At 66.6% G+C, this 18,311-nt stretch carries 18 protein-coding genes; 10 read left to right on the top strand and 8 right to left on the bottom strand.

The features are described 5' to 3' along the window. Nucleotides 1-25: 25 nt before the first annotated feature. Nucleotides 26-1,501 (bottom strand): hypothetical protein, encoded by a 1,476-nt coding sequence (locus ABZ827_RS17235; RefSeq protein WP_357237766.1) that lies wholly within the window; start codon nucleotides 1,499-1,501, stop codon nucleotides 26-28. Between the two features lie 791 nt (nucleotides 1,502-2,292). Between ABZ827_RS17235 and ABZ827_RS17230 the strand changes: the two genes are divergently transcribed. Continuing rightward, on the top strand, nucleotides 2,293-2,550 hold the full coding sequence (locus tag ABZ827_RS17230) for a hypothetical protein (RefSeq protein WP_357237765.1): 258 nt from the start codon (nucleotides 2,293-2,295) through the stop codon (nucleotides 2,548-2,550). A 17-nt stretch (nucleotides 2,551-2,567) separates the two neighbouring features. Here the strand turns inward: ABZ827_RS17230 and ABZ827_RS17225 are convergent, their stop codons facing one another. Next, the gene (locus ABZ827_RS17225; protein ID WP_357237764.1) at nucleotides 2,568-2,711 is read right to left on the bottom strand and encodes a hypothetical protein; all 144 of its coding nucleotides are present in this window, start codon (nucleotides 2,709-2,711) and stop codon (nucleotides 2,568-2,570) included. Between the two features lie 186 nt (nucleotides 2,712-2,897). Here ABZ827_RS17225 and ABZ827_RS17220 point away from each other — a divergent pair, with 186 nt between their 5' ends. Next, nucleotides 2,898-3,725: an alpha/beta hydrolase gene (locus ABZ827_RS17220; protein ID WP_357237763.1), complete on the top strand. Its 828-nt coding sequence runs from the start codon at nucleotides 2,898-2,900 to the stop codon at nucleotides 3,723-3,725. 65 nt (nucleotides 3,726-3,790) lie between these two features. On the opposite strand, the gene ABZ827_RS17215 is transcribed toward ABZ827_RS17220, so the two are convergent. The 4 genes from ABZ827_RS17215 to ABZ827_RS17200 are packed head-to-tail and all read right to left on the bottom strand — an operon-like array spanning nucleotide 3,791 to nucleotide 7,675. Continuing rightward, a complete protein-coding gene (locus ABZ827_RS17215; RefSeq protein WP_357237762.1) occupies nucleotides 3,791-5,218 on the bottom strand; it encodes an MmgE/PrpD family protein in 1,428 nt (475 codons plus the stop codon). Then, complete coding sequence (locus ABZ827_RS17210) at nucleotides 5,215-6,054, bottom strand: cyclase family protein (protein ID WP_357237761.1); 840 nt, start codon at nucleotides 6,052-6,054, stop codon at nucleotides 5,215-5,217. Before ABZ827_RS17210 ends, ABZ827_RS17215 begins: the two co-directional genes overlap by 4 nt. Further along, entirely contained in the window at nucleotides 6,051-6,893 is an 843-nt protein-coding gene (locus tag ABZ827_RS17205; RefSeq protein ID WP_357237760.1) for a CoA ester lyase, read from the bottom strand. The genes ABZ827_RS17210 and ABZ827_RS17205 overlap by 4 nt, the downstream gene beginning before the upstream one ends. Beyond that, on the bottom strand, nucleotides 6,890-7,675 hold the full coding sequence (locus tag ABZ827_RS17200; RefSeq protein WP_357237759.1) for an IclR family transcriptional regulator: 786 nt from the start codon (nucleotides 7,673-7,675) through the stop codon (nucleotides 6,890-6,892). The genes ABZ827_RS17205 and ABZ827_RS17200 overlap by 4 nt, the downstream gene beginning before the upstream one ends. Before the next feature lie 246 nt (nucleotides 7,676-7,921). On the opposite strand from ABZ827_RS17200, the gene ABZ827_RS17195 reads away from it, so the two are divergent. The 4 genes from ABZ827_RS17195 to ABZ827_RS17180 are packed head-to-tail and all read left to right on the top strand — an operon-like array spanning nucleotide 7,922 to nucleotide 13,327. Further along, a complete protein-coding gene (locus ABZ827_RS17195; RefSeq protein ID WP_357237758.1) occupies nucleotides 7,922-9,283 on the top strand; it encodes an FAD-binding protein in 1,362 nt (453 codons plus the stop codon). Between the two features lie 38 nt (nucleotides 9,284-9,321). Continuing rightward, on the top strand, nucleotides 9,322-10,782 hold the full coding sequence (locus ABZ827_RS17190) for a dihydroorotase family protein (RefSeq protein WP_357237757.1): 1,461 nt from the start codon (nucleotides 9,322-9,324) through the stop codon (nucleotides 10,780-10,782). Nucleotides 10,783-10,793: 11 nt separating this feature from the next. Beyond that, entirely contained in the window at nucleotides 10,794-12,011 is a 1,218-nt protein-coding gene (locus tag ABZ827_RS17185) for a CoA transferase (RefSeq protein WP_357237756.1), read from the top strand. 29 nt (nucleotides 12,012-12,040) lie between these two features. Continuing rightward, nucleotides 12,041-13,327: an MFS transporter gene (locus ABZ827_RS17180; protein WP_357237755.1), complete on the top strand. Its 1,287-nt coding sequence runs from the start codon at nucleotides 12,041-12,043 to the stop codon at nucleotides 13,325-13,327. A 72-nt stretch (nucleotides 13,328-13,399) separates the two neighbouring features. Here ABZ827_RS17180 and ABZ827_RS17175 read toward each other — a convergent pair whose 3' ends face one another. Next, entirely contained in the window at nucleotides 13,400-14,278 is an 879-nt protein-coding gene (locus ABZ827_RS17175) for a hypothetical protein (RefSeq protein WP_357237754.1), read from the bottom strand. 527 nt (nucleotides 14,279-14,805) lie between these two features. On the opposite strand from ABZ827_RS17175, the gene ugpC reads away from it, so the two are divergent. From ugpC to ABZ827_RS17160, 3 genes are all read left to right on the top strand, one after another. Continuing rightward, nucleotides 14,806-15,879: a sn-glycerol-3-phosphate ABC transporter ATP-binding protein UgpC gene (gene ugpC, locus ABZ827_RS17170; protein ID WP_357237753.1), complete on the top strand. Its 1,074-nt coding sequence runs from the start codon at nucleotides 14,806-14,808 to the stop codon at nucleotides 15,877-15,879. 91 nt (nucleotides 15,880-15,970) lie between these two features. Next, nucleotides 15,971-16,222, top strand: coding sequence for a type II toxin-antitoxin system prevent-host-death family antitoxin (locus tag ABZ827_RS17165; protein ID WP_357237752.1), 252 nt, complete (start codon nucleotides 15,971-15,973; stop codon nucleotides 16,220-16,222). Then, entirely contained in the window at nucleotides 16,219-16,476 is a 258-nt protein-coding gene (locus ABZ827_RS17160) for a Txe/YoeB family addiction module toxin (protein ID WP_357237751.1), read from the top strand. The genes ABZ827_RS17165 and ABZ827_RS17160 overlap by 4 nt, the downstream gene beginning before the upstream one ends. Before the next feature lie 16 nt (nucleotides 16,477-16,492). Here the strand turns inward: ABZ827_RS17160 and ABZ827_RS17155 are convergent, their stop codons facing one another. Then, nucleotides 16,493-16,999: a helix-turn-helix domain-containing protein gene (locus tag ABZ827_RS17155; RefSeq protein ID WP_357237750.1), complete on the bottom strand. Its 507-nt coding sequence runs from the start codon at nucleotides 16,997-16,999 to the stop codon at nucleotides 16,493-16,495. A gap of 105 nt (nucleotides 17,000-17,104) precedes the next feature. On the opposite strand from ABZ827_RS17155, the gene ABZ827_RS17150 reads away from it, so the two are divergent. Further along, a complete protein-coding gene (locus ABZ827_RS17150) occupies nucleotides 17,105-18,274 on the top strand; it encodes a thiolase family protein (RefSeq protein ID WP_357237749.1) in 1,170 nt (389 codons plus the stop codon). The last annotated feature ends 37 nt before the right edge of the window (nucleotides 18,275-18,311 follow it).

Raw genomic sequence — 18,311 nt, 5'->3', positions numbered from 1 at the left:
CCGCCGGCGATCTCGCTTCGCTCGTTCATATCCGCTGGAGCAGGGAGCGCTGCTCCCCTATCCATCCGGCCAGCGGCGGCCAGGTGAGCAGTAGTTCGTGACTGAGATAGACCTGGAATCCGTCGACGGTCACGATCCGCGCGGCGACCAGCTGTTCGAAGACGCGCTCGGCAATACTGTTCGCACCCAGAGCGTGACGGAAATCGGTGTAGGAGAGACGGCGTCGCGAATCACCGGAATCGTCGCTGACCGCTATCAGCTCGAGCAACACCCGCTTCGCCTCGGTCTTTTCCGCGGTGGACAACTCTGCCCATAGCGAGTCGGCCATCCCGTGGACGACACCGTCGACTCCACCGACCCGCCGGTAGCTTCCGATCCGGAACCCGGTGCCGGTGCGGCCTCGCAGCATGGCGCGCAGCGTCTTCATCAGGACCAGGAGCTCGGCGGGTTCCCGGCCGTATCGGTCACCATCGCCCCGGATCCCCCCGACCCGGACCATGAGCACCTCCTCCAGCGCGTTGTCGACCCGGTCGCCACCGCTGGTCAACACTTCGCGCATGGCGCCGCGCAGCTCGCCGGAAGTCATGGGCTTCAACTCGAATTCGCGGTGCTCGATACCGCCGGCCGCGAAATGGGCGAGAACATTCGAAGCGGAGCGCAGGGAGATCAGGACCGCCGCGTGCTGAGCCAGCCGCCGCAGCATTATGAAGAACTCGCGGGCGATGCCGGCGAATCCGGGATCGTTCAGAACTCGGTCGAACTGGTCGAGTACGACGAGGTGCCGGACAGCCGGTTCGCTTGTCCCGGACTCGACTATCGCTCGGCTACAGCTCTTCTCATCGCCGATCGCGGCGATCAGGTCAACCGCCACCAGCGGTGTGCCCGGATCGGGGACAACCGTCCGCACCACCCATCGCCGCGACTGTTCGGATCCGAGTGCAGGCAGCAGACCGTCGGTCAAGAGCACGGATTTCCCCACCCCGGACGCACCGGTCAGCAGTACCACCCGCGATTCGCCGGACGCCTGCCCGGCATCCTCCACCAACCCGAGCAACGTACCGATCGCGTCCCGGCGACCGGCGAACCACGGGGCTTCACTACCTGCCGGCTGCCGCTCCCGCGCTTCCGTATCGCCCTCGGCCGGTTCGGAGCGACCGGCCCGGGCCTGCGCCCAGAGTCGCCGCCACGCACGCAGGCTCAGCTGCACTCCGTGGATATTGCCGCGACGGCGGGCCCCTTCTATGAGAACCACCAGAACCGGCACCAGCGATTCGAATCGAAAAGGCACGTTGCGACCGGATTTCCAATCGCTGATCCGCTGCGCGGAGACGGGCGCGGGAACGACCGCCCCACGCACCATATGAATCCGCTGCCGGGATGCCGCGGCGAGAACCCGCAACGGCGGACAGCCACCCGCCCGGTAGAGCGCACCGAACTGGCACGCGAATTCCTGGCGCGCCGCCCAAACCCCCTGCCGCGCAGGCACTGCCGAATCAACCATCGTCATGTCCTACCCCCATCAGACCCAGCGGATCCGATTGCCACGGGCGCTCGAGCCCGTTCCGATTGCATTGCGACAAGTTGGACGTGCGCACCCCGGCTCCGGTTCCATCGGCCACCGAGTCGTGATCGTCGCGGCATCGCCCGGCCGGACGCCACCCGCATCATCCAGTGGTACGCCATTGCCGGCAGCGGCCGTTACACCGAATCCGCGGCACCACATCACCGTTCGCACCGCCGGCCCCGACGACCTCACCACCTGGCTCGATAACGCCGCCTACACGAGAAATGCCCCGGCGAAATCCGTGATTGTCCCGATATCTCGCACCAGTTCGATAAACCGGGCATATCGCCCAATTGTGATCCCGCTGAAGTAGCACCCGGTACAGACCGTACAAACCCCGAGTACCGTTGAGCGGTACCGAATTTCCCGATGATGAGAATATCGGTACCGTAGCAGACGGCCGGTGATCGTCGGAATTACCGGCCGGCCCGCAAGTCTTTCGAAGGTAGGTAATGCGTAAATCGCTGCGAATCGCAATTGCAGGAATCGGGATCGTGACCGCTCTCGGTCTCGCCGCGCCATCCAGCTGGGCTGAGGCCCCGGCTGGAAACCAGTCCGAAACTCCGAGTGCGCGTCCTATCGACGCGCAAAGCTGGCAATTTCTGCTGGACTGCATCACAACCGGTTCGACAAATGCCGTACCCCCACAATTCTGCCCCGGCGGGGCAATACCCGAGACCGGTATCTGAACCCGAACCGCGAACCATTTCGTATTTCGAAGGTAGGTAATGCGTACACCACTGCGTCTGGCTTTTGCAGGAATCGGGATCGTGGCCGGTCTCACTCTCGTCGCGCCGTCCAGCTTGGCGGAGGCTCCGGCCGCGAATACTTCCGCCCCCGGAACCTCGACTCAACGAGCTGTTGTCTCCGACCTCGACCCCACAGGCGGCTGGGCGTTTCTGCTGAAATGCCTCACAACCGGTTCGGCGAATTCCGGCGACGAAGGATGGTGCCCCGGCGGGAAATTTCCGAAGGGCGGCATCTGAGCCCGAGCTTCGGGACGTCATGACCCTCGGGACCAGTCGCGTTCAACCACCATCAGTGTGCTGAGCGATTCGGCCGTGGACAGCGCGAGCGCGTACCCGGCGACCACATGAGCGGTGTCCGGCACCGACCGGCCCTCGACGCCACGAGCGAACGTCCACATGAGCTCATCGTCGGGGAGCCGGTTCGCGGGACTGCCCCGAGACCTCGGCGACGGTCGTGCATGGATTCCGTAACAGATGGATACAGTCCTTTTCCAGGGAATTCTCGCCGGTAGCATTTCGGGCGCGTCTCGTTGTCACGGCCCGGGCCAGGGCCGGCGATTACGCACAGAAGGAGGCTTTCGCTCATGCCTGTGTGTACGACTCGCGACAACGTGGACATCTATTACAAGGATTGGGGGCACGGTCGCCCGGTCGTATTCATCCACGGCTGGCCGTTGAACGCGGACGCCTGGGATGACCAGTTGAAATATGTCGCCGACCACGGGTACCGCGGGATCGCGCACGACCGGCGCGGTCACGGGCGCTCGGACCAGCCCTGGAACGGCTACGACTTCGACACCTTCGCCGACGACCTGAACGACCTGCTCACCGCACTCGATCTGCATGACACGACCCTGGTGGCGCACAGTATGGGCGGTGGTGAACTCGCCCGCTATATCGGCCGGCACGGGACCGGGCGGGTGCATTCGGCGGTTCTGCTCTCGGCGATCCCGCCGCTGATGATCCAGAACGACAGCAATCCCGAAGGTGTACCCGAGAAGGTATTCGAAGAGATCAAATCCGGAATCATCGAAGAACGTTCGCAATTCTGGAAAGACACATCCGAGGGATTCTTCGGCGCGAACCGTCCGGGCAACAAGGTGACTCAGGGAAACCGGGACGCTTTCTGGTTCATGGCGATGCACGAGAGCATCCAGGCGGGGGTGAAATGCGTCGACGCGTTCGCCTATACCGATTTCACGGAGGATCTGCGGAAGTTCGATGTGCCGACACTGATCGTGCACGGTGACGACGATCAGATCGTGCCCATCGATGCCACCGGACGCAAATCCGCGGAGATCATCCCCGACGCGACCCTGAAGGTCTACGAGGGCGGTTCGCACGGTATCGCTCTCGTCCCCGGGGACAAGGAACGCTTCAACGCCGACCTGCTGGAGTTCCTCGACCGCTGAACGAGAACGGACCGCGCCCCGGAACTCCGGGGGAACACGGTCCGTCCGCGAACGGTGTACCGAGGTCAGCCGCGCACGGCCGCCATCAGGGTGTCCAGCGAGTCGGCGGTGGGGAGCGCGAGCGCGTACCCGGCGACGGCGCGGGCGGATTCGGGCGATAACCGGCCCTCGACGTTGAGATCGAACTTCATGGTCAGCTCGTCGTCGGAGAGCGGGTTCGCCGGACCGCCGCGATTGTGTTCCACGCGTGCCTGGTGCAGGGAACCGTCGCGGGTGCGCACCCGCAGTACTGCCGGGAACTGATGCGGATAGATCTCGTCGCAGCGGTCGTCGCTGCGGCTGGTGACCAGCCGCGCCAGTTCGAGCGTGCGCGGGTCCTTGGCCGCCTCGTCGGTGAAATCGGCATGTCCCACACCGAGTCCCGAGCCACCGAGCAGCGCGCGTGCCACTGTGTACGGACCCGAGAACGCCGCGTGGTATCCCGATTCGGGGGCGGCCTTCGCCGCGGGGGGCTCGGCGATGGTGCGCAGTACCGGCTTCGGCACGCCGAGCTCGATTTCCACGATATCGGCGGGGTCGAGACCGTCGCGGCGCAGGATGCGGGCCGCGTCGATTCCGGCGTGGGTGAAGTGGTTGCAGGGGTAGGGCTTGAAGAAGATACCGGGGAGTTCCCAGTGATCGCCCAGCCCGTCCAGCACTTTCGCGGTATCGGCGCGGTCGCCGCAGAAGGCGTGCAGGAAACCGAAGCGGCCCTCGATCACCGTGGGTGGTCCGGTGAGGCCGTGCCGCGCGAATTCCGCTGCCGTGACACCGGAATGCGCCGCCCAGCCGCAGTGCGCGCGTTTGACTGTGCCGCCGGTCCGGTTGGCCTCGAGCAAGCCGGCGCCGAAGCTGGCGGCGATACCCATGGCGTCGGCGATACCTTCGGCGTCCAGGCCGTACAGCATGGCCGCGGCGGCGGCCGAGCCGACGGCGCCGCAGATGGAGGTGGCGTGCTGGCCGCGTTCGAAGAACTCCGAATTACCGAGTTCCTCGTCGTAACCGCCCATGCCGAGGCGGACCGCGATCTCGATGCCCACGCCCGCCGCATCGAGTACGGCCGCGCCGGCGGCACCGGTGGCCTCGCCGACCGCGAGCGCGGCGGGGACCACCGAGGCGGACGGGTGCAGGACCGAGGGCAGGTGAGTGTCGTCGGAATCCATCGAATGGGCGAGGGTGCCGTTGACCAGCGCGGCAGTGGCGGCGGGGAACTGTTCCCCGGTGCCGATACCGGTGGCGCGGGGTGCGCCGGACCAGTCGCGGGCAACCGCGGTGACCGCGCGCGCCGAGGGCTGGCCCTGCGCCGCGAGGGAGTTACCGAGAACGTCGAGGACACGTCGGGCGACGTCTTTGCGCAGGTCCGCGGAGAGCCCGTCGGTGCGGGTCCGGTCGGCCAGTGCCGCGAGGCGGCCGACGACTGTGCCCTCGAGGTCGTGGCGAGTGGTTGTGCTCATCGGGACACCACCGCGACCGGGCGAACCGGCGATCCGGTGCCGCCGGTGATCCGCAGCGGCGCCATGACGAAGGTGAACTCGGTGAGCCCGCGCTCACTCGCGGCCTCCAGGTTCAGATGTTCGATGATGTGGATACCGTTCTCCACCAGCAGGATCCGGTGCACGGGCAATACGCTGTGCCCCTTACCCGGCGGAATATGCTCGAACGCGGTGGTATCCGCGCCCGTCGCCACGATTCCCGCATCGGCCAGCCACTGCGCCGCGCCCACTTCGGCGCCCGGAACACCGTCCTGCTGGCCGAGATAACGCTGTGGGTCGTCGAAGTGGCGGGCCCAGCCGGTGCGGATCAGTACGACGTCGCCGCGGCGCGGGGTCACCCCGGCGGCGTCGGCCGCATCGCGCAGATCCTGTTCCGTGACGGCTTGTCCCGCGTCGAGGGCGTCGACTCCGCGCACCCGCGGGATATCCAGCAGCACACCGCGGCGCAGCATGAACGGGATGTTCTCCGCGCCGTGCCGGGAGTGGCGACCACCGCGCTGCGCTTCCTCGGCGTCGATATCGCCGTGCAGTTTTCCGCAGTGGCTGACGTGCGAGAGGGCGTCCACATGGGTGCCCACATGGCCGCCGGTCACGATGATCTCGTTGGAGGCCGAACCGCCGTCGGGGCGGACCATATCGCCGTGCCGCCGGATGAGGGTCATCCGGAAGCCGGGATGGTTGGGCGAACACGGCATGCCCGTCGTATACGGGTGCCCGAGCTCGACCACGTCGACGTCGGTGTCCACCACGGCGTTCAACAGTGCGTCGGGGCCCGCGGTGACGGTTTGTTCGGTCATGCTTTCACTCCTCGTGCTGCTGTGGCCCGGGCTCGGTCGAGGACGACGCGAGCGTTCGCGACGACGGCCGGGTCGATGAATCTGCCGTTCTCGTCGAGAACCGCGGATTCCCCGGCTGCCAGGGACGCTGTCGCGTTGTCGACGATCCGCTGCGCCCGGTCCTGTTCCGCCGCGGACGGCGTATAGGCGGCGTTGACGATGTCGATCTGATTCGGATGGATAACGGAACGTCCGAAGAAGCCCTGGGCGCGGCCGGCGCGGGAGGTCTCGGCCAGCCCGGCCGAATCATCCACAGCCGTCCACACGCTCTGGACCGGCGAGGACAGTCCGGCAGCGCGCGCCGCGGTGACGATCCAGCCGCGCGCCCAGGTGAGTCCCTCGGGTTCGGTGCGCATATCGGCCGCGAGGTCCGCTTCGCCGAGCGCGATCCCGGTGACCCGCGGATGGCATCGTGCGATCTGCGGGGCCGCCAGCAGGCCCGCGGCGGATTCGACAATGGCGTGCACGGGGCAGCCGAGCCGGTCCGCGGTCGCCGCCACCTCTTCGGGGCTGTCGGCCTTCGGCAACCGGACACCGGCAGGTGCGCACACAGCGGAGCCGAGCGCGGCGATCTCCTGTTCGAGCCAGTCGGAGCCGATAGCGTTGAGCCGCAACCAGATCGCGCGATCGGGTGGCGCGGTACGTAATGCGTCGAGCGCGTTTTCCAGGGCGCGCGCCTTCGCGCCCACCGGAACCGCGTCCTCCAGGTCGATCACCACGGCGTCGGCGGTGGTGCCGATCGCCTTGCCGATACGGTCCTCGCGGTGTCCCGGTACATACAGCCAGCTGCGCGGTGTCATACCGATTCCACCACCGGGGCGCGGTGGCCGAGCGCGCGGGAAACCCGTTGCGCCGCTTCGACCAGGGCGCTCTCGTGCCGGTCACATGCCTCTTCGGTCATCCGATAGCTGGGTCCGCAGACCGAAACCGATCCGACCACCGCACCGTCGGCACCGAAAACCGGCGCCGCCATCGACCCCGCGCCTTCCTGCCGTTCACCCGTGGACCGGCACACACCGCGCTCGCGTGCCGTCCGCAGTACCTCCCGCAGCGCGGCCGGGTCGACGATCGTGGCCGCGGTGAGCCGGGGCAGCGGGCGGGACAGCAGATCTTCCTGTTCCGCTTCGGAGAGATGCGCCAGGATGACGCGGCCCGACGAGCCGCTGTGCAGTTCGAAGCGGCGGCCCAGCTCGACGGTCATTTTGATTTCCTGCGTACTCTCGACCTGGTCGAGGTAGACGCGACCGCCGGGCAGGCGGCCGGTCACCGTCGCGGTCTCACCGGTGGCCCGCTGGAGATCCACCAGCGCCTCGCGGGCCACCCGGCGTAGCGGGGATACGTCCAGGGCCCGCGCGCCCAGGGTCGCGGCGGCCGGGCCGAGCAGGTAGCGGCGGGTCTCGGGCTCGTAGAGCAGGAGCCCGCATTCCACGAAGGTCGTCAGGATGCGATGGGCGACCGCCTTGGAGATCCCGGTGGAGCGGGCGATCTCCGAGACACCGAGGGCGCTCGACCGGCGACCGAACTCGAGCAGTACCTCGGCTGCCCGGGCGGCGGAGGTGGTGCCGCCACTGGTGGGCTCCATCGTGGCTCCGTTCTGCGGGTCGATTATTCGTTCCGCCGGGCGCGCCAGAACCGACGCGACCCGACCAGGGGCTGAACAAGTTGTACCGCTTAGCGAAACGATTGTCCAGAAGCGTCCGACCCCACGGTGGCCTGTTTCTGTGGAGTTAATCGTTCCAACATGCACTTGTGTCGAGATTGTCGAACGTGCATAGTGCAGGGGACCACAGTTTGGCGTTCCGCTAGCCGGAACGCGGTAGGAGGAAGCGTGGACGGTCCGGATTTCGATCTCGTCGTCGCCGGTGCGGGCGGCGGGCTCGTCGCTGCGCTGCGCGCCGCCGAGCTGGGCGCGAACGTTCTGGTGATCGACGCCGACGAGCACTTCCAGCGGGGTAACAACACCTCCATGTGCACGGCGATGATCCCCGCCGCCGGCACCCGCTGGCAGCAAGCGGCAGGCGTCCAGGACAGCCCCGATCAGTTCCTCGACGACATCTCCCACAAGACCTCCGGTACCGCCGATCAGCGTGTGGCCCGCGCCCTGGCCGAAGCGAGCTCTTCGCTGGTCACCTGGCTGGCCGATACCCAGGAGCTCGAGCTCGAACTGGTCACCGATTTCCGCTACCCCGGCCATACCGCCGACCGCTGCCACAGCATCCCGGGCCGCCACGGCTCCCGCCTGCTGCGGCACCTGGTGCAGCGCGCCCACGCGCATCCCCGGATCGAGCTGATCGCGCCGATGAGCCTGCGCGATGTGCACACCACCGACGGCCGGGTCACCGGCGTCGAGATCGCCACTCCAGACGGCAACAGCGAGCACCTGACCACCCCGGCCGTCCTGCTGGCGACCAACGGGTTCGGCGCCGACCGCGACCTCGTCCGCCGCCACCTTCCCGAAATCGCCGACGCCCATTACCACGGTGGCCAGTTCAGCCGGGGTGACGCGCTGCGTATCGGCCACGAACTGGGCGCCGACAGCGGTTTCCTCGACGCCTACCAGGGCCACGCCGCGCTCTCCTCGCGCAGCCAGACGCTCATCGGGTGGGCCACCGTCGTGCACGGCGGCGTCATCGTGGACTGCACGGGCCGCCGCTTCGCCCCCGAAACCACCGGCTACTCGGAATTCGCCGCCATTCTCGCCGCCCGGCCGGGCGGTACCGGCTGGATCATCATCGACGAGCACATCGAAGAACTGTGCTCGGTATTCGACGATTTCCGCACCGTCGCCGAGAGCGGCTCACTGGTCCGCGCGTCCACCGTGACGGGGCTGGCCGAGAGTATCGGGGTGCCCGTCGCGGCCCTCGACGACGAACTCGCCGCCGCGCATCGCGCCGCCGCCGGGGAAGAACCGGACCGGCAGGGTCGTACCGATACCCGTCACCCGCTGACCGCGCCCTACATCGCGATCGCGATCACCCCCGCGCTGTTCCACACCCAGGGCGGCCTCGTCGTCGACGAACACGCACGAGTACTCGCCGGTGGCACACCGATCGCCGGCCTGTACGCCTCGGGTGGCGCGGCCATCGGTATCTCCGGCCACGGTGCCGGGGGTTATCTCGCGGGCAACGGCCTGATCACCGCGCTCGGACTGGCCTTCTTGGCCGCCGAACACGTGACCGCCGCCGCCTGAAAACAAAAAATCTGTCCAGATATTCGCCAGGAGAAGAAATGACCACGTACCTGATCAAGAACGGCACCGTCGTACGCACCGATGACGCGGCTCCCGCGGAGGGCGAGACCGCGGATATCCTCGTCGTCGACGGCAAGATCGCGGCCATCGGCCCCGATCTGAGTGCCGAGGGCGCCGAAATCGTCGACGCCACAGGCAAACTGGTCTTCCCTGGCGTTGTCGACGCACACCAGCACTGGGGTATCTACAACCCGCTGGCCGAGGACACCCAGACCGAATCCCGCGCCAGCGCGCAGGGCGGCGTCACCACCGCGCTGACCTATATGCGCACCGGCCAGTACTACCTGAACAAGGGCGGCGCCTACGCCGACTTCTTCCCCGAGGTGCTGGACGCGTCGGCCGGCCGCAGCTATATCGACTACGCCTTCCACCTGGCGCCGATGTCGAAGGAACATATCGGCGAGATCCCCGATCTGGCCTCGGATCAGGGCGTGACCTCGTTCAAGATCTTCATGTTCTACGGCAGCCACGGCCTGCACGGACGCTCCACCTCGCAGAGCGATTTCCTGATGATCCCCGAGGACGAGCGCTACGACATCGCGCATTTCGAGTTCGTGATGCGCGGGGTCCAGAAGGCCCGCGAACAGTTCCCCGAACTGGCCCCCCATATCTCGCTCTCGCTGCACTGTGAGACCGCCGAGATCATGAGCGCCTACACCAAGATCGTCGAGCAGGAAGGCAAGCTCAGCGGACTCGCCGCCTACAGCGCCTCCCGCCCGCAGCATTCCGAGGGCCTGGCCGTGACCATCGCGTCCTTCCTCGCCGACGAGACCGGCCTGCCGAATATCAACCTGCTGCACCTGAGCTCGGCGAAAGCGCTGAAGGCCGCCATGAAGATGGCCGAGGCGTTCCCGCATGTGAACTTCCGCCGCGAGGTCACCATCGGACACCTGCTCACCGATATCGACAACGCGAACGGCCTGGGCGCCAAGGTGAATCCGCCCATCCGCCCGCGCGAAGACGTCGAGGCACTGTGGGAGCATCTGCTCGCCGGAAATATCGACTGGGTCGTCTCCGACCACGCCTGCTGCAAGGACGAGGTGAAATTCGGCGAGGACCGCGACGATGTTTTCGCCGCCAAATCCGGTTTCGGCGGTACCGAATACCTGCTGCCCGGCCTGATCACCGAGGGTCGCAAGCGCGGGCTGTCGCTGCGCCGGATCGCCCAGCTCATCGCCTCGAACCCGGCCGACCGCTACGGCCTGCCCGGTAAGGGCCGGCTCGCCGAGGGCGTCGACGCCGATATCGCGATCGTCGACCCGGACCGCACCTGGACCGTACGCGCCGCGGAGTCCGAATCCACCCAGGAATACACGCCGTTCGAGGGCTTCGAACTCACCGCCGCCGTCACCGACACCTTCGTCCGCGGTAACCGCGTACTGGCCGACGGTGTGGTCACCGGTGAGCCCGCGGGCCGCTACATCTCCCGGCCGTACTGAGAGGCGCGGACTTGACGGACGAGACGAACGAGAACCAGCCGACAGGCCCGCTGCGCGGAATCAAGGTCCTGGATGCCTCCACCATCCTGGCCGGGCCGCTGGCAGCGCAGATCCTGGGCGATTTCGGTGCCGAGGTCATCAAGATCGAGCACCCGCGGAAACCGGATGGAATGCGCGGCCACGGTCTCGACAAGGACGGAATCCCGCTGTGGTGGAAGATGGTCAGCCGTAACAAGCAGACCGTCACACTGGACCTGAACGCCGAGGACGGGCAGCAGATCTTCCGGGATCTGGCCGCCGAGGCCGATATCGTGGTCGAGAACTTCCGGCCCGGCACCTTCGAACGCTGGGGTCTTTCCTACGCGGAACTCTCCGAACGCAATCCGGGCCTGATCATGTTGCGGGTCACCGGGTTCGGGCAGCACGGCCCGTACGCGAAACGGCCCGCGTTCGGCACACTGGTCGAATCGATGAGCGGTTTCGCTCATCTCACCGGCCAGCCCGACGGGCCGCCCACCCTGCCCGCCTTCGGACTCGCCGATTCCATCGCCGGAGTCGCCGGTTCGTCGGCGGTCTCGATGGCGCTGTTCGAGCGGGAACGCAACGGCGGTACCGGTCAGGTTATCGATCTTGATCTGCTCAGCCCGATCATGACCGCGGTCGGCCCCGGCGTGATCTACGCCGACCAGCTCGGTATCGATCAGCAGCGCACCGGTAACAGGTCGCAGAACAACGCCCCGCGCAACCTGTACCGCACCGCCGACGATCACTGGCTGGCGATCTCGACCAGCGCCCAGGCAATCGCGGAAAAGGTGATGCGGATCGTCGGGCATCCAGAAGTGATCGACGAGGACTGGTTCGCCACCGGGCGCACCCGCGCCGAACACGCCGACCTGCTCGACGAGTACGTAGGCGGCTGGATCGCGGCACGGACCCGCGACGAAGTCACCAGCGTTTTCGAAGAAGCCGGCGCCGCGGTGGCGCCGGTCTACCGGCCGAGCGATCTGCTGAAAGATCCCCAGGTCGTCGCCACCGACATGGTCACCACTGTCGACGACGACCAACTCGGCCCCATGCGCATGCAGAACGTCATGTGGCGCATGACCCGATCCCCCGGTGCGATCCGTCACACCGGTAGACCCGCCGGTGCCGATACCGACAAGGTCCTCACCCACCTCGGGCGCAGTCCCGAGGTTATCGACGACCTGCGGGCCCGCGGGGTCATCTGACCCCGCGACTGCTTCATCAAGGAGACGCTATGAAATCGCGTTGGTGGACAATCGCCATCATTCTGGGCCTGGTGGTGGTGAATTATGTCGATCGCAGTGCCATCTCGTTCGCGGCCACCGATCTGAAATCCGAATTCGGGATCACCCCCGGGCAATACGGCATCATCAGTTCGGCGTTCTCGATCGGCTATATGCTGTTCGCCCTGCTCTCGGGGCCGCTGGTCGACCGGTTCGGCTCCCGGCAGGTGCTCATGGTGGGCATGCTCATCTGGGCGGCCGCCACGGCACTGACCCCGTTCGCCGGCGGATTCATCGGCCTCATCCTGCTGCGTATCGTCCTCGGAGCCGGTGAAGCGCCCTGTTTCCCGGCGGCCACCCGGCTCGCCAGCCGCTGGCTACCGGCCCAGGAACGCGGTAAGGCGCTGGCGCTCATCGGCGGGGTCGCGGTATCGGGCAGTCTCCTCGTCGGCGGTCCGATCCTCACCCAGCTGATCGCACTGACCGGCTGGAAAGGCATGTTCTGGGTGCTCGCGATCGCCGGAATCGCCTGGGTGATCCTCGCCTACCCGTTCCTGAAGAACTCGCCGAATGAAGCGTCGTTCGTCTCGAAGGACGAACTGGACTACATCCGCGCCGGGCAGACCGAAGGCGAAGACAGCGGCCACGAATCGAGCACCGACTGGGGCGAGATCCTGCGCAACCGCAACCTGTGGCTCGTCGGCCTCGGCTACTTCGCGTGGGGCTTCATGTTCTGGGCGTTCATGTACTGGCTCCCCCAGTACCTGGAACACGAATTCGGCCTCTCCATCAAAGAAGTCGGCGGATTCTCGGTGGCGCCGTGGGCGGCCGGCGTGGTCGGCGCGCTCCTGGGCGGCATCCTGGTCGACCGGGTGTACAAGCGTACCCAGAGCATCCGGTCGCGGTTCGTCATCATCGGAGTGGCACTACTGCTGGCGGGCGCCTCGATCATCCCGATCCTGTTCTTCCGCGGGAACCTCACCGTCGCCCTGATCTGCATCTCGGCCGGTGTCGGCTTCGGCTTCGTCACCGGCGGTATCTGGTGGGTCGCCTCGATCGACGCCGCCCCGACCCAGCCCGGTACGGCAGCCGGTTTCGCGGACGCCTGCTTCGCACTGTCCGGCATCATCGCCCCCTCGGTGATGGGCTTCATCGTCGCCGAGACCGGCACCTACAACGGCGGATTCATCGTTATGACGGTCCTGTGCCTGATCGGCGCCGCCGCCATGCTGTTCTTCACCAAGGAACCGGAACGCCCGCGGGTCGGGCCGGAAGGTGAACTCGTCCCGGCGAAATAGCAGCCGGGGCACGCTCACCGCACGCGCCGCGTAACCGATGAGGGTTACGCGGCGCGTGCGTCACGAGGGGGTTCAGGGAGATGCCCCCGCCGCATCCGGCTTTCTGGCAACAATCCCGTACCAGTCACTCACGTGCAGTTGGGGTTCCGTCATATCGTCCCTGGCCACCAGGAAGTCGATATCGCGGAACCCGGCATCTCGCAGCGCGCGAACATTCGCCGCGCGTTCGGTTGCGGGCACTATGTTCTCCGTTCCTGTACCGATGACCAGTCGGCCGTCACTTTTCAGTACCCGGTGTATCTCCGCCGCACCGCCCTCTTGCAGCGCGTTTCTCAATGGCACCCGTTCCAAGTTGACCTCGTCGAATACAGCGTCGGGAAAGGCCGAAAGGTCGCGAAAATCCGCGAGCACGTCCGGTCTGGCATCCGGATTCATATTCGCGAATACCTCTCCGGGTTCGGCGGGCCGGAACTTGTGACCTCCACCGATCACGAGCCGGACACCACCGTCGGCGGCGCGTGCCTGGTCCAGCAGGATGTTCAGGTCCGTGGCAGGCTTCCCGCGAAGCGGTATCCCGGTAAAGTCAGCCCGTTCGGTGCCCATGGGCCGCTGGCCCAGACCGTGGCGGTTCTCGTGTATGTCATCCATTTGGCGGATATCCCTGGGCCGCAATGCACGGATATCAGTGGCTTGGTACTCCGGCGGCAGCCCTGCCCGAGTACGGGCCTCTCGCGCCGATGCGTCATCGACCGATGCATGCCGACCCGCCCCTCTCTCGACCTCGACCGCACCGTCCGAGTCCGCGCCGACCTTATGATTCGTCCCGGCCACGGTCGGACGGACGGCCCCATCCCGGTAGAAGGTATTCGCTATCGATTCGGTCGCCCTCTTGAAATTCCGGTTCAGCGCTTCGACCGCCTGAAAAACCGCCTTACCGATGCCGTTACTCATACGGTCCTCACCACAGTGAAGGGCAGAAGTCGCGAACCCGGAACAGACGACGTTCTGCCACCGCGTCCGCTGGTCCCCGCACCGTACCCCACCATCGCTGACCAGCTACAACACTTGCGCGGCGGCCGACACGGATTTTCGGCCACACAGCCGCGCCCTACTCTTCGGTTCTGCCGGGGCTGACATCCATACTCGGCTGCCTCTATGGGCGTACCGGATCGGATCTCCACCAGCGGCCATACTCCAAGCGACCGGGCAGAAGAGCTGTTCAGGCCGCGGTACGCCACCGCGACCCGGCCGAAGCCGACATGTCTCGACAGCCGCGGGAGGAAGCGATGAGACACGGCCCGGGCAGCGGTCGCCGACGGGTGGACAGTGGCCCGGTTCACTGGCACGATTTGCACCGAAAACCACAGACCATGCGGAGCTCGAGAACACCAGCGGTAGCCTCTGACGCCATGACCACGCACAAGTTGCGGATTCGCTCCACTTCGCGTGTTCCAATCGGTGAAGGGAAGTGAACAGCCGTGGCCACGGTGACCTTTGATCGCGCCAGCCGGCAGTACCCGGGTGCGAAGACGCCCGCCGTCGATCAACTGCAACTCGAGATCGCCGACGGCGAGTTCCTGGTGCTGGTCGGCCCCTCGGGCTGCGGGAAATCCACCTCGCTGCGGATGCTGGCCGGGCTCGAGGACGTCACGGGCGGGCGCATCCTGATCGGTGACAGGGATGTCACCGACGCCGACCCGAAGGATCGCGATATCGCGATGGTCTTCCAGAACTATGCGCTGTACCCGCATATGACGGTCGCCGAGAATATGGGCTTCGCCCTCAAACTCGCCAAGGTGAACAAGGACGAGAAGCAGCGCCGCGTCAGTGAGGCGGCCCGCCTGCTCGACCTGGAACCGCTGCTGGACCGGCTGCCCAAGGCGCTGTCCGGTGGTCAGCGCCAACGCGTGGCGATGGGCCGGGCGATCGTGCGCGACCCGCAGGTGTTCCTGATGGACGAACCGCTGTCCAACCTGGACGCGAAACTGCGGGTGCAGACCCGCACCCAGATAGCGCAGCTCCAGCGGCGGCTGGCGACCACCACCGTGTACGTCACCCACGACCAGGTCGAAGCCATGACCATGGGCGACCGGGTCGCGGTGATGCGCGACGGTCTGCTCCAGCAGTGCGCCTCCCCGCGCGACCTCTACCGCGACCCCGCGAACGTTTTCGTCGCCGGTTTCATGGGTTCGCCCGCGATGAACCTGTTCACCCTCCCGGTATCCGACGGGGCGGTCCGGGTCGGCGGCTACACCCTGACGCTGCCGCGTTCGGTCGCCGACGAGGCAGGTTCGTCGGTGACCGTGGGAATCCGCCCGGAGCACCTGGACGCCGGCTCATCCGGTATCGAGATCGAGGTCGACGTGGTCGAGGAACTCGGCTCGGACGCCTTCATCTACGGCCGGCCCGCCGACCACACCGAGGGTGTGGAAACGATCGTGGCCCGCACGGATTGGCGTAACCCACCGGCCAAGGGCAGCCGGGTCCACCTCACACCCGGACCCGAGAACATCTACTTCTTCGGCGCCGACGACGGCCGCCGCCTCAACTGACCCAGAGACCCGGAGACCAACAGGTCACCTTGCAGCACCCCGGTTCACCCACGTACAACTTTTTTTACGTGGGTGAGAGCTGGAGGTCGGTATGCGCACCATGTCGTATTCGGAATCACGTAAGCACTACGCCGAGGTTCTGAACAGCGTTGTCGACGATCGCGAGGAGGTCGTGATCACCCGGGTCGGCCACGACCCCGTGGTCATGGTCTCTCTCGACGACTATGAGTCCCTGCGGGAAACCGCATACCTGCTGCGAAGCCCTGCCGATGCCCGCCGCCTACTCTCGGCGATCGAGCGCCTGGAAGAGGGCGAGGGCACCGTTCGAGACATGATCGAATGAAGCTGGTCTGGGATGAGAATTCCCGGCAGGACTACCTCTGGCGGCAGTCGCAGGATCGAAAGCTACTGAAGCGGATCAATCAGTTGATTGCCGATATCGACCGCAACGGCAACGAGGGAATCGGTAAGCCGGAGCCGTTGAAGCACGGATTCCGAGGCTACTGGTCACGCCGGATCAACGACGAACACCGCCTGGTGTACAAGGTCGTGGACGATGAGATCCGAATAGCAGCCTGCCGCTACCACTACGGCTGACGAACCCGCCCATTTGTCACACTGCGTGTCCACGGCGTCGGACCGCAGTCCACTCCTTGTTGAGCCGCACACCCAGCTCGTCGACGCCGATCTCGCGACCCGAATCGCTGCGCACCTGCACGCGAACCGGGTCGCCGGTGGCCGCCTCGACCAGTTCCAGCGGCGGGGGCCCGGGCTGCAGGTAGGTATTGCCCCACTGCATCAGCGCGAGCAGGACGGGGAGTAGGTCGCATCCCTTGTGCGTGAGGACGTATTCGTGCCGGGTGCGCTGGCCTTCCTCCTGGTAGGGGCGTTTCTTGAACAGCCCGGCTTCGGTGAGCTTGCGCAGCTGACCGGATACGGCCGCGTCGGTGATGCCCACCCGGGACGCGAAACCGTCGAATCGGGTGGTCCCGTAGTACGCCTCCCGCAGGATCAGCATGGCCGAGCGGGTGCCCACCACATCCAGCGCCATCGCGATCGAGCACTGGTCGGGTTTCCACGAGTTCAAATCGGCCAATGGGCCTTCCATCACCGCTGCCATCCACCCAGCATAACGACCCTCACTTGCCTCGAGTAATGCCAGCGCTTACTCTGGCTTTAGATAACTTTAGCCAGAGTTACGCCTCTGGTGACGGAAGGAATCAACATGCGAGACGCGGTAATCGTCGATGCGGTACGGACCCCGATCGGACGCGGCAAATCCAGCGGAGCCCTGCACTCGGTTCACCCCGTGGACCTCATGGCGCACAGCCTGCGCGCGGTTGTCGAACGCACCGGCGTCGACCCCGTCCTGATCGACGATGTGATCGGCGGGATCGTCAGCCAGGTCGGCGAACAGGGCGTGAACATGACCCGCCGGGCCGCGCTGGCCGCCGGGTTCCCGGAATCGGTCCCGGCCACCACCGTCGACCGCCAGTGCGGCAGCAGCCAGCAGGCCGTGCATTTCGCGGCGCAGGGCGTGATCGCCGGCGCCTACGACATGGTGATCGCCACCGGAGTCGAGTCCATGAGCCGCGTGCCGATGGGTGCCAGCGCCCGGGGCGCCGACGATATCTCGGGCTCGGGCTTCGCGCAGCGCTACCCGGAGGGCCTGGTATCGCAAGGCATCAGCGCCGAACTCATCGCCGCGAAATGGGGAATCTCCCGCACCGAACTCGACGAATTCGCGCTCGCCAGTCACGAAAAAGCGGCCCGCGCCACGAAGAACGGCCAGTTCGCCGCCGAACTCGCACCCCTGGCCGGGTTGGACACCGATGAGGGCATCCGCACCGGTTCCACCCTGGACGCCCTCGCCGCCCTGCGCCCCGCCTACTACGACGAGGCGACGGCCGAACGCTTCCCCGAGATCGGCTGGAATATCACCGCCGCCACCGCCAGCCAGATCAGCGACGGCAGCGCAGCGGTATTGATCACCACCAGCGAACGGGCCCGCGAGCTCGGCCTGCGCCCCCTGGCCCGGCTGCACAGTTTCGCGGTGGCGGGCGACGACCCGCTTCTCATGCTCACCGCGGTGATCCCCGCGACCCGGAAGGTCCTGGACCGAGCCGGGCTCACCATGGACGATATCGACCTGATCGAGATCAACGAGGCGTTCGCGTCCGTGGTCTCGGCGTGGGTGCGCGATACGGGTGCCGACCCGGAGCGGGTGAACGTCAACGGTGGCGCGATCGCCCTCGGCCATCCACTCGGCGCCTCCGGTGCCCGGCTGCTGACAACCCTGGTCCACGCCATGCGCGATCGCGGCGCCCGCTACGGGCTGCAAACCATGTGCGAAGCCGGCGGTCTCGCCAACGCCACCATCCTCGAACGCCTCTGACCATCCACGCCCACCGGTGCGCGGGCTACGACAGTGC

Source organism: Nocardia sp. NPDC019395, assembly GCF_040632335.1.
Taxonomy (GTDB): Bacteria; Actinomycetota; Actinomycetes; order Mycobacteriales; family Mycobacteriaceae; genus Nocardia.
The sequence above is the reverse complement of the archived record's forward strand: the minus strand, read 5'-3'. Positions and strand labels throughout refer to the sequence as shown.

What these genes read in the sequence shown, in the direction of transcription:
- ABZ827_RS17235 (WP_357237766.1), bottom strand. Translation starts at nt 1,501, where the DNA reads ATGGTTGATTCGGCAGTGCCTGCGCGGCAGGGGGTTTGGGCGGCGCGC.
- ABZ827_RS17230 (WP_357237765.1), top strand. Translation starts at nt 2,293, where the DNA reads ATGCGTACACCACTGCGTCTGGCTTTTGCAGGAATCGGGATCGTGGCC.
- ABZ827_RS17225 (WP_357237764.1), bottom strand. Translation starts at nt 2,711, where the DNA reads ATGTGGACGTTCGCTCGTGGCGTCGAGGGCCGGTCGGTGCCGGACACC.
- ABZ827_RS17220 (WP_357237763.1), top strand. Translation starts at nt 2,898, where the DNA reads ATGCCTGTGTGTACGACTCGCGACAACGTGGACATCTATTACAAGGAT.
- ABZ827_RS17215 (WP_357237762.1), bottom strand. Translation starts at nt 5,218, where the DNA reads ATGAGCACAACCACTCGCCACGACCTCGAGGGCACAGTCGTCGGCCGC.
- ABZ827_RS17210 (WP_357237761.1), bottom strand. Translation starts at nt 6,054, where the DNA reads ATGACCGAACAAACCGTCACCGCGGGCCCCGACGCACTGTTGAACGCC.
- ABZ827_RS17205 (WP_357237760.1), bottom strand. Translation starts at nt 6,893, where the DNA reads ATGACACCGCGCAGCTGGCTGTATGTACCGGGACACCGCGAGGACCGT.
- ABZ827_RS17200 (WP_357237759.1), bottom strand. Translation starts at nt 7,675, where the DNA reads ATGGAGCCCACCAGTGGCGGCACCACCTCCGCCGCCCGGGCAGCCGAG.
- ABZ827_RS17190 (WP_357237757.1), top strand. Translation starts at nt 9,322, where the DNA reads ATGACCACGTACCTGATCAAGAACGGCACCGTCGTACGCACCGATGAC.
- ABZ827_RS17180 (WP_357237755.1), top strand. Translation starts at nt 12,041, where the DNA reads ATGAAATCGCGTTGGTGGACAATCGCCATCATTCTGGGCCTGGTGGTG.
- ABZ827_RS17175 (WP_357237754.1), bottom strand. Translation starts at nt 14,278, where the DNA reads ATGAGTAACGGCATCGGTAAGGCGGTTTTTCAGGCGGTCGAAGCGCTG.
- ABZ827_RS17165 (WP_357237752.1), top strand. Translation starts at nt 15,971, where the DNA reads ATGCGCACCATGTCGTATTCGGAATCACGTAAGCACTACGCCGAGGTT.
- ABZ827_RS17160 (WP_357237751.1), top strand. Translation starts at nt 16,219, where the DNA reads ATGAAGCTGGTCTGGGATGAGAATTCCCGGCAGGACTACCTCTGGCGG.
- ABZ827_RS17155 (WP_357237750.1), bottom strand. Translation starts at nt 16,999, where the DNA reads ATGGCAGCGGTGATGGAAGGCCCATTGGCCGATTTGAACTCGTGGAAA.
- ABZ827_RS17150 (WP_357237749.1), top strand. Translation starts at nt 17,105, where the DNA reads ATGCGAGACGCGGTAATCGTCGATGCGGTACGGACCCCGATCGGACGC.